Genomic DNA, 15,795 nt, shown 5'->3' with positions numbered 1-15,795 from the left:
CGGCCGTAGTCGTCAACGAGGCGCGAACCGCCGCAGGAGACCACCCACGCGCCGGGTCACCGGCGTGAACTCGGGGAGCTTGAGGAGCGCCAGCAAGCCGAACGGGACGGCCATCCCGAGCAAGGTCTGGACCGGCAGCTTCACCCACGCGCCGCCGATCGCGCCGAGGGAGCTGGGCACGGCGTAGCCGGCCAGCACCGCCGCGCCGACGCCGAGGGCGCTGGCGGACAAGGTGATCAGCCCGACCCGCAGGGATCGCTTGCTGCGCAGGTGCCCGAGCCGCACCCACAGCCAGACCTGGCCGAGGACGGCGCCGACGACGAAGCCCGCGCCGTTCACGAGCATCACGCCGAGGACGATGTGCTCGCCGTCGAGCAGGCCGCGGCACAGCAGCAGCAACGGGATCTTCACGGCGGTCATCACGAGCATGATCAGCGTGGGCGTGCGGGCGTCCTTCATCGCGTAGAACACGCGCAGCTGCAACATCACGAGTGCGAAGGGCAGCAGCCCGAGCGCGGAGACGGCCAGCGTCTGGCCGAGCCGCTCGGCGTCGTCGAGGGTGCCGCGGCCCCAGGTGAAGATCGCGATGCCGACCGGCGTGCCGACCACCGCCAGCACCGCGGAGATCGGCAGGAACAGGACCGTCGAGATGCGGGAGGCGAGCGAAAGGTCGCCGACGAGCGAGACGGTGTCGCCGTCCGCGGCCGCGCGGCTCATCCGCGGCATCAACGCGGTCAGCAGCGAGACGCCGAGAATGCCGTACGGGAGCTGGAAGAGCAGGGACGCGTAGCTGTAGGCCGTGACGCCGCCGCTGGTCCCGTGGGTCAGCACCCGGGTCGTCACGACGAACCCGACGTGGCTCACCACGACGTAGCCGAGGATCCACGCGGCGAGCCCGCCGAACTCCTTGATCCGCGGGTCGAAGCCCCAGCGCCAGCGGAACCGGAAGCCGGTGCGCAGCAACGCCGGGACGAGCACCACGGCCTGCACGACGATGCCGAGCGTGGTGCCGAGCCCCAGGACCAGCAGCTTCGGGTCGCCCATCCGGACCGGGTCGAGCGTCAGCTCCCCCGGCACGACCGCGAACAGGACGAGCGTGGCGGTGACGACGACGTTGTTCAGCACCGGCGCCCAGGCCGGCGGGCCGAAGACGTTCTGCGCGTTGAGAATCGCCGAGAGCAGCGCGAAGAGGCCGTAGAACAGGATCTGCGGCAGCAGCAGGTACGCCAGGGCGGTGGTGAGGGCCGGGTTGGCGTTCGCTGACGATTTGTCGACGTAGAGGGTGGTGAACAGCGGCGCGATCGCCACCGCGACGGCCGTGCCGACGACCAGCAGCACCAGCCCCATCGTGATCAGCCGCTGCGTGTAGGCGCGGCCGCCGTCCGGGTCGTCCTGGGAGCGGACGAGCAGCGGCACGACGACGCTGGCGAGCACCCCGCCGAAGAGCAGCTCGAAGACGATGTTGGGCAGTGTGTTCGCGACGGTGAAGGAGTCGTTGACGACCCCGGTGCCGACGACCGCGGCGAGCAGCAGCTTAGCGACGAACCCGGTGATCCGGCTGACGGTGGAGGCGACGGCCATCCGGCCGCTCGAACGGGCCAGCGAGGACCCGGCGCCTTCGCCGCGGCCGGCGGTGACCGGCGACGCGGGCGGCCGGGCGACGATCTGGGTGGCGAACTCGTCGTAGGGCCGCCGGGAGAGGTCGAGGTCGCGCGTGGGCCAGTGGGCTCCGCGCAGCTCGCTGGGGAGGTAGACCGTCGCCTCGTCGTCCACCGGTGGTGGGGGTTCCGCCATGGCTCAAGCCTGCCAGGTCGAGCCGAGGCATGGGAGTTCGAACACGCGTTCGAACTCACGACACTGCGTGACGCTCAGGCGGCGGCGGTGATCTCCAGCGCGGCGCGGCCGGCCTCGGTCAGTTCGGCGGGAACGCGACCGGTGGCGCCTTCGGCGGCGGGCTGCAGGTAACCGCCGTGGGCCAGCGCGTGGGCCGTGATCTGATCGCAACAGGCGAATCCGTCGATGAAGAGGTCGGGCTCGCAGCTGCACGACATCTGCGCCCGGCCGGCTGCCACCGCCTTCAGCATCGCCATCGCGCGGTGGGTGAGCTCGACTCCTGAACCGGACACCGGTCTGCCTTCCTCTGAGAACCGCTACTACCAGTCATTCGCCCATTGGGCCGATTGTGTTACTTACGGCACTATGACGCCTGATACCGGGATGAGGTTCCCCGCCACGCCGACAACGCGACGAACGGTGGCTCGGATGCGCCCACAGGTGGTAATGGTCGGGCATCGGGCGGTCGATGGCGGTTCTATCGACTCCGTGAGCGGCAGTCAGCCGTCGGCGAGCCGTACGGGGGCGGACGGGGTGGGCCGGCGTGCAGCCCGAGGCGGCTCAACCGGCTACCACCGCGCAGCTCAGCGGTCGGTGCGCCACAAGCCTGAGCCGCGGCTCAACCGCGTAGCTCAGCGGCTGTCGGCGAGGCGCAGCTCCAGCGTGCGGGCCCATTCGCGCACGATCTGCCGCCGCCGGCGGGTGTCATCGGTGAGAAGGTTCGCCAAGCCGAGCCCGCGCCCCAGGTCGAGGGTGGCCTGGACCAGTTCGCGCACACCCGCGCGGGACTCGTCGACGCCGAGCAGCTCCACCGTCACCCGGTGCGCCTCCCTGCCGACCCGGGCCTCCAACGGCACCAGCACGTCCCGCAGCGCGTCGTCGGTCGCCGCCACCGACCAGAGCTGCAGGGCCGCGCGGAACAGCGGGCCGGTGTAGAGGTTCAGCACCATCTCGACCACGCGCTCGATGCGCGACGCCCCGCTCGGCAGGTCCGCGGCCTGCGCCCGCAGCTCGTCGATCTGCGACTGGCCGAGCAGGTCGACCGCCGCCACCACCAGGTCCTCGCGGGCCGGGAAGTGGTGCTGGGCCGCGCCGCGCGAGACGCCGGCGCGTTCGGCGATCCCGGCCACCGTCACGCCGTGCCAGCCGCGCTCGCCGAAGCTGTCGAGCGCGGCCTCGATCAGCCGCCGCCGTGTGGTGCGGCTGCGTTCCTGCTGGGGTTCGCGGACGCCGGTCAAGCCGGTTCGACCCAGAAGTCGAGCTGGAGGTCCTCTTCCGCCGTGTCGCCGACGCGGTACTTCGCGAAGTCGGTGACGCCCGCGGCCCGCAGCACCTCGTCGTCGAGGAAGAAGTTCCCGGTGACCTCCCGGCTCGGCTTGGTGAGGATCGCGTACGCGGCGTCGGCCATGATCTCCGGCGTCCGGCTGCGGGACGCCAGCTCCGCGCCGACGACGTTGCGGATCGCCGCGGTGTCGATCGTCGTGCGCGGCCACAGCGAGTTGACCGCGACGCCGTCCGCGCGCAGCTCGGCCGCGAGCCCGACGGTCACCAGGCTCATCGAGTACTTCGCGATGCTGTAGGCGAGGTGCCCGGCGGTGAACCACTTCTCGTCGAGGCTGATCGGCGGCGACAGCGTCAGGATGTGGGCGTTCGCGGCGTTCTTCAAGTGCGGAATGGCCAGTTTGGACAGCAGGAACGTGCCGCGTGCGTTGATGTCCTGCATCAGGTCGTAGCGCTTCATGCTGACCTGCTCGGTCGGCGTCAGGTCGATCGCGCTCGCGTTGTTCACCACGATGTCGATGCCGCCGAACTGCTCGACGGTCTTCGCGATGGCCGCGACGACCCCGTCGTCGTCGCGGACGTCGCCGAGGATCGGCAGCGCGTGTCCGCCCGCCTTCTCGATCGCTTCGGCCGCCGTGTAGATCGTGCCGGGCAGCTTCGGGTGCGGCTCGGCCGTCTTGGCCAGCAGCGCGACGTTCGCCCCGTCGGCGGCCGCCCGCAGCGCGATGGCCTCGCCGATGCCGCGGCTGCCGCCGGACATGATGATCGTCTTACCGTCCAAAGCAGACATGGCGACTCTCCTAGTAGGACTTCGGGAGACCGAGGCTGTGCTGGCCGACGAAGTTGAGCACCATCTCGCGGCTGACCGGCGCGATCCGGCCGAGCCGCACCGCCGTGACCAGCGTGCCGAGGCCGTACTCGGTGGCGAGGCCGTTGCCGCCGTGGGTCTGCACGGCCTGGTCGGTCGCCCGGATGGCCACCTCGGCCGCGGCGTACTTGGCCATGTTGGCCGACTCGCCCGCGCCGAAGTCGTCGCCGGAGTCGTAGAGCGACGCCGCCTTCTGCGTCATCAGCTTCGCCAGCTCCAGCTCGATCTTGATCTCGGCCAGCGGGTGCGCGAGGCCTTGGTGGGCGCCGATCGGCGCGCCCCAGACCTGCCGCTCGTTGGCGTAGGAGACGGCCTTGGAAAGCGCGTACCGGGCGATGCCGAGGGAGAACGACGCGCCCATGATGCGTTCCGGATTGAGCCCGGCGAACAGCTGCGCGATGGCCGCGTCCTCCTCGCCGACCAGCGCCTCGGCCGGGAGCTTCACGTCGTCGAGGAACAGCGAGAACTGGTTCTCCGGCGCGACGATGTCCATCGGGATCTTCGTGTACTCGAAGCCCTCGGTGCCGGTCGGCAGGATGAACAGCGCCGGCTTGAGCTTGCCGGTCTTCGAGTCCGCCATGCGGCCGACGACGAGTACCGCGTCGGCCTCGTCGACACCGGAGATGTACACCTTGCGTCCACTGAGGACCCAGCCGTCGCCGTCGCGCTTGGCGGTGGTGGTGATCTTGTGCGAGTTCGACCCGGCGTCCGGCTCGGTGATCGCGAAGACCATCCGCTTGGTGCCGTCGGCGATGCCGGGCAGCCACTGCTTCTTCTGCTCTTCGGTGCCGAAGCGGGAGATCACGGTGCCGCAGATGGCCGGCGAGACGACCATGAGCAGCAGCGGCGAACCCGCGGCGGCCAGCTCTTCGAGGACCGCGGCGAGGTCGGCGATGCCCGCGCCCCCGCCGCCGTACTCCTCGGGGACGTTGACGCCGAGGTAACCGAGGCGCCCGGCCTCGTCCCAGAGTTCGTGCGTCTTCTCGTCGGCACGCGCCTTGCGTGCGTAGTACTCGTGCCCGTACTTGGCGCCGAGTTCGGAGACGGCCTTGCGAAGTGCGATCCGCTCTTCCGGCTCGATGAAGTTCATGGTCATTCCGCTTCTCCCACCACCGCGAGGATCGTGCCCACTTCGACCTGCTGTCCCACTGTCACCGGCAGCTCCGCCACCACGCCGTCGGCGGGGGCGGCGATCCGGTGTTCCATCTTCATCGCTTCGAGCCACAGCAACGGATCGCCCGCCTTGACCGGGTCCCCTGCCTGGACAGCGAGCCGCACGACCGTGCCCGGCATCGGCGCGACGAGCGAGCCCGCCGCGAGAGCCGCGTCCGGGTCGGCGAACCGCGGCTCGGCCTTGAGCGCCACCGACCCGAGCGCGGAGTCCACATAAGACACCCCGTCGTGGCGGGCGACGTCGAACGCGCGCCGCACGCCGGCGACGTCCAGCACGACCCGGCCGGGCTCGCTCGACACCAGCTCCGCGTCGAAGCCTTCGGCCTTGAGCCCGTCGCGGGTCAGCGAGTAGACCACTTCGTACTCGCGATCGGCCACCGTGAAGACCTTGCGCTGCCCGGCCGAGCGCACGTTGCGCCAGCCACTGGGCAGCCGGCTCTGGGTGGTGGCCGACGCGCGATTGCCCGCCGCGTCCGCCAAAGCCGCCGCGAGGGCCGAGAGGCGTTCGGTTTCGGGCGTGGCCAGCGGTGCGGCGAGGGTGTCGAGGCCGTGGCGGTCGAAGAACGCCGTATCGGTCTCCCCCGCCAAGAACGCCTCGTGGCGCAGGATGTTCACCAGGAGGTCGCGGTTGGTGACCACGCCGTGGATCTTCGTCGCGGCCAAGGCCTTCGCGAGCCGCCGGGCGGCTTCGGCGCGGGTGGGCGCCCAGGTGATGACCTTGGCGAGCATCGGGTCGTAGTGGACACCCACCACCGAGCCGGTCTCGAAGCCGGAGTCGAGCCGGAGGCCGGGACCGTGGGTGAACGCACGGTCCACATCGGGCACTTCGAACGTGTGGAGCGTGCCGCTCTGCGGCTGCCAGTTCTCCGCCGGGTCTTCGGCGTAGAGCCGGACCTCGATGGAGTGGCCGACGGTCGGCGGCGGGCCGGCCGGGAGCCGCTCGCCCTCGGCGATCCGCAGCTGCAACGCGACCAGGTCGAGACCGGTGACGTTCTCGGTGACCGGGTGCTCGACCTGCAGCCGGGTGTTCATCTCGAGGAAGTAGAACCGGCCGTCGGGCCCGGCGAGGAACTCGACCGTGCCTGCGCCGACGTAGTCGATCGCCTTGGCGGCCTTGCGCGCGGCGTCGAACAGCTCCTCGCGCATGGCAGCGTCGACCAATGGCGAGGGTGCTTCCTCGACGACCTTCTGGTGCCGGCGCTGGATCGAGCACTCCCGCTCCCCCACCGCCCACACCGTGCCGTGCTGGTCGGCGAGCACCTGGACCTCGATGTGGCGGCCGGTCTCCAGGTAGCGCTCGCAGAACACGGTCGGGTCGCCGAAAGCCGACCCGGCCTCCGCACTCGCGCCTTCCACCGCCTCGGCCAGCTCGTCGAGCGAGCGGACCACGCGCATGCCGCGGCCGCCACCGCCGGCCGACGCCTTGACGAGCAGCGGCAAGTCGTCGGAAGTCACCGACGAGGGGTCCAGTTCGGACAGCACCGGGACCCCGGCGGCGGCCATCAGCCGCTTCGACTCCACTTTGGAGCCCATGGTCTCGATAGCTTCCGGCGGTGGTCCGACCCAGGTGAGCCCGGCGTCGAGCACGGCCCGGGCGAAGGCCGCGTTCTCGGACAGGAAGCCGTAGCCCGGGTGGACGGCGTCGGCGCCGGTGTCGGCCGCGGCCTTCACCAGCAGCTCGGCGCGCAGGTAGGTCTCGGCGGGCGCGTTGCCCGGCAGCCGGACGGCCGCGTCGGCTTCGAGGGTGTGCGGCGCGGCGGCATCGGCGTCGGAGAACACCGCGACCGTGCCGATGCCGGCGTCGCGGCAGGTGCGGAAAACGCGGCGGGCGATCTCGCCGCGGTTGGCGACCAGCAGGTTCTGGATCATCGCTCACTCACATCCGGAAGACGCCGAAGCCCTCGGCGCCCTTCACTGGTCCATTGTGGATCGCGGACAGGCTCAGCCCGAGCACGGTGCGGGTGTCACGCGGGTCGATGATGCCGTCGTCGTAGAGCATGCCGGAGAGGAACATCGGCATCGACTCGGCTTCGATCTGGCCTTCCACCATGGCGCGCATGGCCTTGTCGTGTTCCTCGTTGTACTCCTGGCCGCGGCTCTCGGCCGCCGCGCGGGCCACGATGGACAGCACGCCGGCCAGCTGCGCCGGGCCCATCACCGCGGACTTCGCACTCGGCCACGCGAACAAGAAGCGCGGATCGTAGGCGCGACCGCACATGCCGTAGTGCCCGGCGCCGTAGGACGCTCCCATGAGGACGGACAGGTGCGGCACCTTCGAGTTCGACACGGCGTTGATCATCATCGCGCCGTGCTTGATGATGCCGCTCTGCTCGTACTCCTTGCCGACCATGTAACCGGTGGTGTTGTGCAGGAACACCAGCGGCGTGTGGATCTGGTTGGCCAGCTGGATGAACTGCGCGGCCTTCTGCGACTCCTCGCCGAACAGCACGCCTTGGGCGTTGGCCAGCACGCCGACCGGGTAGCCGTGGATGCTCGCCCAGCCGGTGACCAGCGAAGACCCGTACAACGGCTTGAACTCGTCGAAGTCGGAGCCATCGACGACACGGGCGATGACCTCACGTGGGTCGAACGGAACCTTCAGGTCGGTGGGCACGATGCCGAGCAGGTCCTCGGTGTCGTACAGCGGCTCGGCGTAGTCCGGCTTCGGCGTCGGGCCCTGCTTGGTCCAGTTGAGCCGCTTGACGATGTTGCGGCCCAGGCGGATCGCGTCCTGCTCGTCGACGGCCAGGTAGTCGGCCAGGCCCGAGGTCCGGGCGTGCATCTCGGCGCCCCCGAGCGACTCGTCGTCGGACTCCTCGCCGGTGGCCATCTTGACCAGCGGCGGCCCGCCGAGGAACACCTTGGCGCGTTCCTTGACCATCACGACGTAGTCCGACATGCCCGGCAGGTACGCCCCACCGGCGGTGGAGTTGCCGAAGACCAGCGCGACCGTCGGGCAGCCCGCGGCCGAGGCCCGCGTGATGTCACGGAAGATCCGGCCGCCGGGGATGAAGATCTCCTTCTGCGTCGGCAGGTCCGCGCCACCGGACTCGACGAGGTTGATCGACGGCAGCCGGTTCTGCGCGGCGATGTCCGCGGCCCGGAAGGACTTCTTGGTCGTCCACGGGTTGCTCGCGCCGCCCTTGACCGTCGGGTCGCTGGCCGAGATCAGGCACTCGACGCCTTCGACGACGCCGATGCCGGTGACCAGGCTCGCGCCGACGCGGTAGTCCGTGCCCCAGGCCGCGAGCGGCGAGAGCTCCAGGAACGGCGAGTCCTGGTCGAGCAGCAGCTCGATCCGTTCGCGGGCCAGGAGCTTGCCGCGCTTGCGGTGGCGTTCGACGTACTTCTCGCCACCACCGGCGACGGCCTTGGCCTGCTCGGTGTCGATCTCGGCGAGCTTCTCCAGCATCGCCTCGCGGTTCGCGCCGAACTCGGCGGCCCGCGTGTCCACTGTGGACCTCAAGGTAGTCACGAGGTGTATCCCAATCGCTTCGCGGCCAGGCCGGTGAGGATCTCGGTGGTGCCGCCGCCGATGCCGAGGATCCGGACGTCGCGGTAATGCCGCTCCACTTCGGACTCGCGCATGTAGCCGAGCCCGCCGTGCAGCTGGACGGCCTCGTTGACCACCCACTCGGCGGCCTCGACGGCGGTGTTCTTGGCGAAACAGGCTTCGGCGATGACTTCTTCACCCGAGACGTGCCGGATCGCGGCCTGCCGGGTGTAGACCCGCGCCACGTCCACGCGCCGCGCCATCTCGGTGAGCTTGTGCTGCACGACCTGCCGCGAGATGAGCGGCCGGCCGAACGTCTCGCGCAGCCGGCACCAGTCCAGCGTCAGGTCGAGGGCCCGCTGCGCGTGCGCGTACGCCTGGACGGCCAGCGAAAGCCGTTCGGTGACGAACTGGGTGGCGACCTGCGCGAAGCCACTGTTTTCGGTGCCGATGAGGTTCTCCACCGGCACGCGGACGTCCACGTAGGACAGCTCGGCGGTGTCGGAGCAGAGCCAGCCCATCTTCTCGAGCTTGCGGGAGACGGTGAAGCCGGGCGTCCCGCGTTCGACGACGATCAGCGAGATGCCGTGGGCGCCATCGCCGCCGGTGCGCACGACCGTGGTGACGAAGTCCGCGCGGCAGCCGGAGGTGATGTAGGTCTTGGCGCCGTTGATGACGTACTCGTCGCCCTCGCGGACAGCAGTGGTCCGGATCCCGGCGACGTCCGAACCACCATCGGGCTCGGTGACGGCCAGGGAGCCGATCTTGTCGCCGGCCAGCGTCGGACGCACCCAGCGTTCGATCTGGACGGGGTCGCCGGCTTCGGCGATGTGCGGGACGGCGATGCCGCAGGTGAACAGCGACGCGAACAGCCCGCCGGAACCACCCGCGTAGTGCATCTCCTCGGCGATCACCAAAGCGTCGAGGTAGTTGCCGTCACCGCCGCCGACCTCTTCGGGGAAGCCGACGCCCAGCAGGCCGAGGTCGCCGGCCTTGCGGTGCAGCTCGCGCGGCAGCTCACCGGCCCGCTCCCAGTCGTCGAGGTGCGGCAGGACTTCCTGCTCGACGAACTTGCGGACGGTCTTGCGCAGCTCGGACCGCTCGGGTGTCCGGAACGGATCGGTCACAGGAGCACCTCGGGGATGTCGATCTCGCGGGAGCGCAGCCATTCGCCGAAGGCCTTGGCCTGCGGGTCGAACCGCGCCTGCGACGCGACGCCCTCGCCGAGGATGCCTTCGACGACGAAGTTCATCGCCCACAGGTTGGGCAGCAGGTGACGCGTCACCTGCAGGCCGGCGGTCTCGGGCAGCAGCAGCTTGAACTCGGCCACGGTCAGCCGGTGCACCAGCCAGCGCCAGGCCGCTTCGGAGCGCACCCAGACGCCGAGGTTGGCGTTCCCGCCCTTGTCACCACTGCGGGCCCCGGCGACCGTGCCGAGCGGCACCCGGCGGACCGGGCCGTGGTCCAGGGGCTCGGGCAGCGCGGGCTCGTCCACTTCGGACAGGTCCTGAGTGGACGCCGAAGGAGCTATGTCGACACGCATGCCGTCCGGCAGCACCGCGACGTGCGGGACCCGCCGCGCGTCCACATAGGCCGCGGTGTAGACGCCGTAAGGCGAGGCGTCCGACGGCGGCGCGGTGACGTGGAACCCGGGGTAGCTGGCCAGCGCCAGTTCGACGGCGGCGCCGGTGAACGCGCGCCCGGCCACCTTCGGATCGGCGTCCTTGACGGCGACGTGCAGCAGCGCGCTGGCCGTCTGCTCGGTGTCGGCGTCGGCGTGGTCGGTGCGGGCGAGGGTCCAGCGGACGTCGGCGGGCGGCCGGTCCTTCAAGGACGCTTCGAGCTGTTCCCGCACCAGCGCGGCTTTCGCGTCGATGTCGAGTCCGGTGAGGACGAACGTCGTCTCGTTGCGGAACCCGCCGAGGGTGTTCAGCGCGACCTTCAGCGTCGGCGGCGGAGCTTCCCCGCGGACACCGGAGATGCGGACCCGGTCGGGGCCGTCTTCGGTCAGCGACAGCATGTCGATCCGCGTGGTGACGTCGGGTCCGGCGTAACGCGCGCCGGTGATTTCGTACAGCAGCTGCGCCTTGACCGTGCCGGTGTTCACCACACCACCGGTGCCGGGGTGCTTGGTGATGACGCTGGAGCCGTCGGCCTCGATCTCGGCGATCGGGAAGCCGGGCACGCCCAGGGAGTGCTCGGTGAAGAAGGCGTAGTTGCCGCCGGTGGCCTGGGCGCCGCATTCGATGACGTGCCCGGCGGCGACCGCGCCGGCGAGGGCGTCGAAGTCGTCGCGGGCCCAGCCGTAGTGCGCGGCGGCCGGGCCGACGATCACCGAGGCGTCGGTGACGCGCCCGGTGACGACGACGTCCGCACCGGCGTTCAGGCATTCGACGATGCCCCACGCGCCGAGGTAGGCGTTGGCCGTCAACGGTTTCCCGAGGTCCAGCTCGTCGGCGCGGGCGACGAGATCGTCCCCTTCGACGTGCGCGATCTTGACGTCGAGCCCCAGGCGGCCGGCCAGCTCCCGGAGCGCGTCCGCGAGACCGGCCGGGTTGAGCCCACCCGCGTTGGCGACGATCTTGACGCCCTTTTCACGCGCCAGGCCGAGGTTTTCCTCCATCTGGCGGAGGAACGTCTTGGCGTAGCCGCGGTTGGCGTCCTTCATCCGGTCGCGGCCGAGGATGAGCATGGTCAGCTCGGCGAGGTAGTCGCCGGTGAGGACGTCCAAAGTCCCGCCGGTGAGCATCTCGCGGACGGCGGAAAACCGGTCGCCGTAGAACCCGGAGGCGTTGCCGATGCGGTAGGTCATGCGAACTGCCCCGCCTGCCGGCCGTTCCCGGGTGGGCCCGCGAAGGCCTGCGCGATGGTCAGCCACTCCTCGACGTCGGAGCCGTGCGCGACCAGGTCGGTGTCGGCCGGGTGCCGCCGCTGGGTGACGACGAGGCAGAAGTCGAGCGCGGTGCCGGTGAGCTTCTGTTCGGCGTCTTCGGGGCCGAACGCCCAGGTGGAGCCGTCGGGCGCGGTCAGCTCGACGCGGAACTCCTCGGCCGGCGGCGCGAGGGAGTTGGTCAAGTAGGCGAAGTCGCGGGTGCGGGTGCCGAAGCGGGCGATGTGCCAGATCCGCGCGGTCGGCTCGCGAGTGAGACCGAGGGTGTCGAAGACGTCCTGGCCGTGCGCCCAGGTCTCCATCATGCGCGCGGTGACCATGGAGGCCGCGCTCATCGGCGGGCCGTACCAGGGCAGCTTCTGCCCGTCCGGCACCGCGGCGAGCGCTTCGGCGAGCGCGGCCCGCCCGGAACGCCAGTCTTCGAGGATCTCCCGCGGCGGGCGCTCGGCCCCGGCCGCGGCGCCGTCGTCGACGTAGGTCTCCCCCGCCTTGAGCAGCTCCTCGACCTCGGCCTGCCAGTCCTCCGGGTGGGCGGCCGCGATCAGGGCCTTCCGGTCGGTCCACGCGAGGTGCGCGATCTGGTGCGCGATGGTCCACCCCTCGGCGGGCGTCGCGCGCGCCCAGTCGGACGCGGGCAGGTTCGCCACCACGTCGTCGATCGTCCGTGTCTCCGCGTCGAGATCCCCGAGGATCACGCCGAGGTCCGCCATCCGCCGCCTCCTTGCGTCCTGCGGCCAGCGTCGCACCGGTCGCCGGAAAAATCAAGCACGCCTGATTGTTTCTTGCTTTGACGCGGAGTCGTCAGATGTGACTTTCCGTAGAACTTCTCGGAGCTAGCGCCGCCACAGATAGAAGCGGCGAAGGACGTTGAACGCCCGGCCACGATCAGCTCTCGAAACTCTCCGGTCACGACTCAGATCGTCGATCAAATCGATGATCGTCACCCGATCCAGGTCCATATTGCCGACGGGATCCACCCGGAAGTCTTCGGCGGTGTGCATCCGGACGTCCACAGCGTCCGACAGCCGCACACTCTCGCCGAGCAGAAGCTGCGCGAGCAACTCGGCCGCGTCGGCACGAGCCCCCCCGGCCACGCTCCGGTCACCGATGAAGCCGAGGAGAAGACGGACCGCGGTCGGCTTGTCGATGGATCCCTGCAGGCCCGCGGCGAAGACCCGGGCGCGGTCCCCGAGGGAACGGTCGTCGACCAGCGTCTTCACCGCGTCGACACCTCGGCGGCCGCCGGCTTCGAGCATGATCTCGAGCACCCGAAGTCGTCCGTTGTTGTCAAGCGTCGTATCCCGGACCAGCGACTCGAGCAGGTCCATCGGGTTGTACTCCCCCATGGCAGCCAGCATCTCTACCGCGCCGATACGCAGGTTGTGATCGCTCATGCGCTGCATCGCGATGCGCTCGAGTTCCTTCAACGCGTCCTTGTCCCCTCGTTCCGCCAACGCACCGCCAGCGCGGATCCCGACGTGCGGGTCGACCGAATGGTCCGACGCCAGCCTCGACAACACGCTGTCCGCCTTGGAACCACCGTGCTTGACCAGCGCGCGGACCGCCTCCTCGCGCACATAGATCGGAACGTCGATGGCGCGGGCCAGTCTGTCGAGCAGCTCAATCCCGCGCGCCTCCCCCGCACCGGCCAGAACGCCGGCGGACCAGACTCGCGAGTATCCGCTCATCCTGGTGTCCAGGGCGAGTTCGGCGAACAGCTCCGACGCGAGCGCGGCTTCGAGACCGCGAAGAGTCATGACCGACGCCACCCGTTCGCGGCCGGCCAACGTGGTGTCTCGGGCAAGATCGACGAGCAGACGGGACACGTGGTCCGGATCCAGCGACTCGACCCGCGCCGCAAGAGTGGCCCGCATCCGCGAGCCGATCGATTTGTTCCTCGCTAGTTCGTCCAGCAGCCCGACAGCAACGGCCACGTCGACGTCGAGGTCGACGACGGCCTCCGCCGCCCTGGCTCGGACGGCGGGGTGGAGGTCGTCGTCGCGGGCGATCGAGCGCAGTCGGTCGAGCGCGTCCTCCGCACCGATGGACGCCAGGAGGCGAAGAGCCAGAAAGGCGTTTTCGAATTGTTCCTGATCAGTGCGCACCACTCCGCGAGCACGACGAGGAGGCGCCGAATTCAAGGTACTGCCCAGGACCCAGACCAGATCCATGAGCTTCCTCGCCATCGCCAAGACGACGCTTCGCGGGACGTTGGTGCCGAGGCGGAGCAGAACGGCGATGAACCCGCACCCGGCCAAACCGCCACGATCCACCAGCCTGAGCAGGCAACCGGCGACAGCGTCCTGGACTTCGCCGCACTGGTCGAGGACGAACCCCGTGAACGACGTGTCCACCTCCGGCGGCGGCGTTACGCGGCGGGTGAGGATCCGTTCGACGAGAGGGACGCGACGCTTCCTTCCGAAGAGGGTGGCCAGCGACTCCAGACTGGCCGACGCTGATCGCGTCGCGTGTGTGGCAGCCAGGAACTCCCCGACGGTCTGGTGGAAGAAGGACAGCTCACCGCTGCGCAGGATGATCAAGCCGCTCCGTAGCAACAGACTTTGCAGGTACTCACGCCAAACGCCAGCCGGCACGCGTTTGGGACACGCTGCACCGGGCAGGCCCGAAAAGATGTCCAAGATCGAAGCCGAGCAGCCGCCGTGCATCTCGGCCGCAGACCAGGAGATCAGTTCGGGTAGGCGCTCGAGGGTACGCCAGCCCTCCCCCAGCGCCTCGTCTCCGTAGCGTTCCAAGCCGGCCCGCACCTGGGCTTGGATACCCGACATGTCCGCGCTCTGCATGCGCCGCGTCAGCTGCTCCACATACTTGCGGTAGATCTCGCCGCGACTGGCCGGCAGCGGAGCGTCCGGGTTCGCACCGTGCAGCTGGCAGAGCAACGCCGCCATCAGCGGCGTCCGGGCAAGACCGAACACCCTGGTCCGCCGCACCGCACTCGCGAACCTCTCGGCCACCCGGTCCGGATTCTCGAGTCCGAGCACCCGGAACCAGTCGGCGGACACACGATTCAGATCCGACCAGGTGAACGGTTCCAGCTCGTACACCGGAGCCTGCGCCCCGAGCACCGCGAGCTCCCATTCTGGGAGCGGACGGGTGGCGATGACGAACCGGTACTGGCGCCCACGGCTCCCATCGGAGATCTGGTCCAGTGCGGCCAGGAGGTTCCGGCGGCTTGCCGTGTCGGTGATTTCGTCGAGCCCGTCGACCATTACGAGCCACGGTACGTCTTCGTACGGACATTCCTTGAACAGATCGTCCGGCAGCTTCTCGAGCAGGCCGAAGCTGCCCAACTCTGCGGTCACCGCCTCCGCGAGCGCAGCGGCCAGTGGTTTGCCCGACAAGGCGGCCGCGGATACCAGAATCGGCAGCGAAGTTTCGAGCTCACCCGCTTTCCTCGCCTCCACCGCCCGGATCAAGTGGGTGCGGAAGAGACTGGTCTTGCCCCCGCCAGGGGTGCCGACGACCACGCAGATGCGATCGCTGTCCAAGATCTCTTCGGCGGACATCCGGCCGGACACACGCCGGGGCGGCGGCATGGAAGTCCACGAAGCTCCCTCGCCGACCAGCCCCGATACCGGGCCCGCGAGTTTCCCGGGTCCCGCCGGCCGCGAGCGTGCCGCCCCCGCCCGAACCCGCTGACGGACGTAGACCTCAGTCAGCGGCGGCGTGTTCCCCGGCAGCACGCCCGGGTAAGGGTGCTCTCGAGCCGCCCGGACGGCAGCCGCGATGTAGTCGTCGATCAGGGAGTGGGCCGGACCGCCCGCCGGCTCGGGCTCCGTCCGCGCCCGGCTTTTGGCGGTTCGGTCGGGCTGGGCGGCCTCCAGCAGGTCGGCCCAGTACCGCTCCGCGGGAGCGGTGACGCCGGCCTCCTCGCTCCAAACCCGGGCCAGTGCGAAGACGGCGGCCAAACTGTTGGCCGACGGCGTCTTGGTCTTCGAAAAATCTTCTGCCAGCCAGTCGCTCAGCCGCTGACCTCGAAAATCGGCGACGAGATACGGCGCTTTGCACAAGATCCGTTCGGTTTCATCCTGCGACAACGGGCGGAGTCCGGCTTTGCGGCGCGCGGCGTCGGCCTTTCCCCTAAGAGCGCGCAACTCGTCGTACAAGCGCCGCTCACTCCGCGTAGTGATATCTCCCTCCCCGCCGCCATTCCTCGCCCGCAGCGGGTGAAGTCTCGACCCGAAGCAGCGTGCAGCGTAGCCCACGACCTGCCCGCTTCACCCGTCCGAGGCCCCGACT

At 69.9% G+C, this 15,795-nt stretch carries 11 protein-coding genes; all 11 read right to left on the bottom strand.

Annotated elements, in window-relative coordinates; all coding sequences use genetic code 11:
- Positions 1-12: 12 nt before the first annotated feature.
- On the bottom strand, positions 13-1,794 hold the full coding sequence (gene murJ, locus M8542_RS08125; protein WP_257919405.1) for a murein biosynthesis integral membrane protein MurJ: 1,782 nt from the start codon (positions 1,792-1,794) through the stop codon (positions 13-15).
- 74 nt (positions 1,795-1,868) lie between these two features.
- On the bottom strand, positions 1,869-2,126 hold the full coding sequence (locus M8542_RS08120) for a hypothetical protein (RefSeq protein ID WP_257919404.1): 258 nt from the start codon (positions 2,124-2,126) through the stop codon (positions 1,869-1,871).
- A gap of 339 nt (positions 2,127-2,465) precedes the next feature.
- Entirely contained in the window at positions 2,466-3,071 is a 606-nt protein-coding gene (locus tag M8542_RS08115) for a TetR/AcrR family transcriptional regulator (protein ID WP_257919403.1), read from the bottom strand.
- A complete protein-coding gene (locus M8542_RS08110) occupies positions 3,068-3,904 on the bottom strand; it encodes an SDR family oxidoreductase (RefSeq protein ID WP_257919402.1) in 837 nt (278 codons plus the stop codon). Before M8542_RS08110 ends, M8542_RS08115 begins: the two co-directional genes overlap by 4 nt.
- A gap of 10 nt (positions 3,905-3,914) precedes the next feature.
- Positions 3,915-5,072 carry an acyl-CoA dehydrogenase family protein gene (locus tag M8542_RS08105; protein ID WP_257919722.1) on the bottom strand — a complete coding sequence of 386 codons (1,158 nt, stop codon included), beginning with the start codon at positions 5,070-5,072 and terminating at the stop codon, positions 3,915-3,917.
- Between the two features lie 2 nt (positions 5,073-5,074).
- Positions 5,075-7,024: an acetyl/propionyl/methylcrotonyl-CoA carboxylase subunit alpha gene (locus M8542_RS08100; protein WP_257919401.1), complete on the bottom strand. Its 1,950-nt coding sequence runs from the start codon at positions 7,022-7,024 to the stop codon at positions 5,075-5,077.
- 7 nt (positions 7,025-7,031) lie between these two features.
- On the bottom strand, positions 7,032-8,630 hold the full coding sequence (locus M8542_RS08095; RefSeq protein WP_257919400.1) for an acyl-CoA carboxylase subunit beta: 1,599 nt from the start codon (positions 8,628-8,630) through the stop codon (positions 7,032-7,034).
- Positions 8,627-9,775 carry an acyl-CoA dehydrogenase family protein gene (locus M8542_RS08090; RefSeq protein WP_257919399.1) on the bottom strand — a complete coding sequence of 383 codons (1,149 nt, stop codon included), beginning with the start codon at positions 9,773-9,775 and terminating at the stop codon, positions 8,627-8,629. Before M8542_RS08090 ends, M8542_RS08095 begins: the two co-directional genes overlap by 4 nt.
- A complete protein-coding gene (locus M8542_RS08085) occupies positions 9,772-11,460 on the bottom strand; it encodes an acyclic terpene utilization AtuA family protein (RefSeq protein ID WP_257919398.1) in 1,689 nt (562 codons plus the stop codon). Before M8542_RS08085 ends, M8542_RS08090 begins: the two co-directional genes overlap by 4 nt.
- Positions 11,457-12,248: a TIGR03084 family metal-binding protein gene (locus M8542_RS08080; protein WP_257919397.1), complete on the bottom strand. Its 792-nt coding sequence runs from the start codon at positions 12,246-12,248 to the stop codon at positions 11,457-11,459. The genes M8542_RS08085 and M8542_RS08080 overlap by 4 nt, the downstream gene beginning before the upstream one ends.
- Before the next feature lie 123 nt (positions 12,249-12,371).
- Positions 12,372-15,662, bottom strand: coding sequence for an NACHT domain-containing protein (locus M8542_RS08075; protein ID WP_257919396.1), 3,291 nt, complete (start codon positions 15,660-15,662; stop codon positions 12,372-12,374).
- Between the last annotated feature and the right edge of the window lie 133 nt (positions 15,663-15,795).

This window comes from Amycolatopsis iheyensis (genome assembly GCF_024703995.1).
Lineage (GTDB): Bacteria > Actinomycetota > Actinomycetes > Mycobacteriales > Pseudonocardiaceae > Amycolatopsis > Amycolatopsis iheyensis.
Note: the sequence above shows the minus strand (reverse complement) of the source record. Positions and strands in the feature narration are given on the sequence as shown.

Coding starts and splice junctions, on each gene's coding strand:
- M8542_RS08100 (WP_257919401.1), bottom strand. CDS start 7,024: ATGATCCAGAACCTGCTGGTCGCCAACCGCGGCGAGATCGCCCGCCGC.
- M8542_RS08105 (WP_257919722.1), bottom strand. CDS start 5,072: ATGAACTTCATCGAGCCGGAAGAGCGGATCGCACTTCGCAAGGCCGTC.
- M8542_RS08110 (WP_257919402.1), bottom strand. CDS start 3,904: ATGTCTGCTTTGGACGGTAAGACGATCATCATGTCCGGCGGCAGCCGC.
- M8542_RS08085 (WP_257919398.1), bottom strand. CDS start 11,460: ATGACCTACCGCATCGGCAACGCCTCCGGGTTCTACGGCGACCGGTTT.
- murJ (WP_257919405.1), bottom strand. CDS start 1,794: ATGGCGGAACCCCCACCACCGGTGGACGACGAGGCGACGGTCTACCTC.
- M8542_RS08080 (WP_257919397.1), bottom strand. CDS start 12,248: ATGGCGGACCTCGGCGTGATCCTCGGGGATCTCGACGCGGAGACACGG.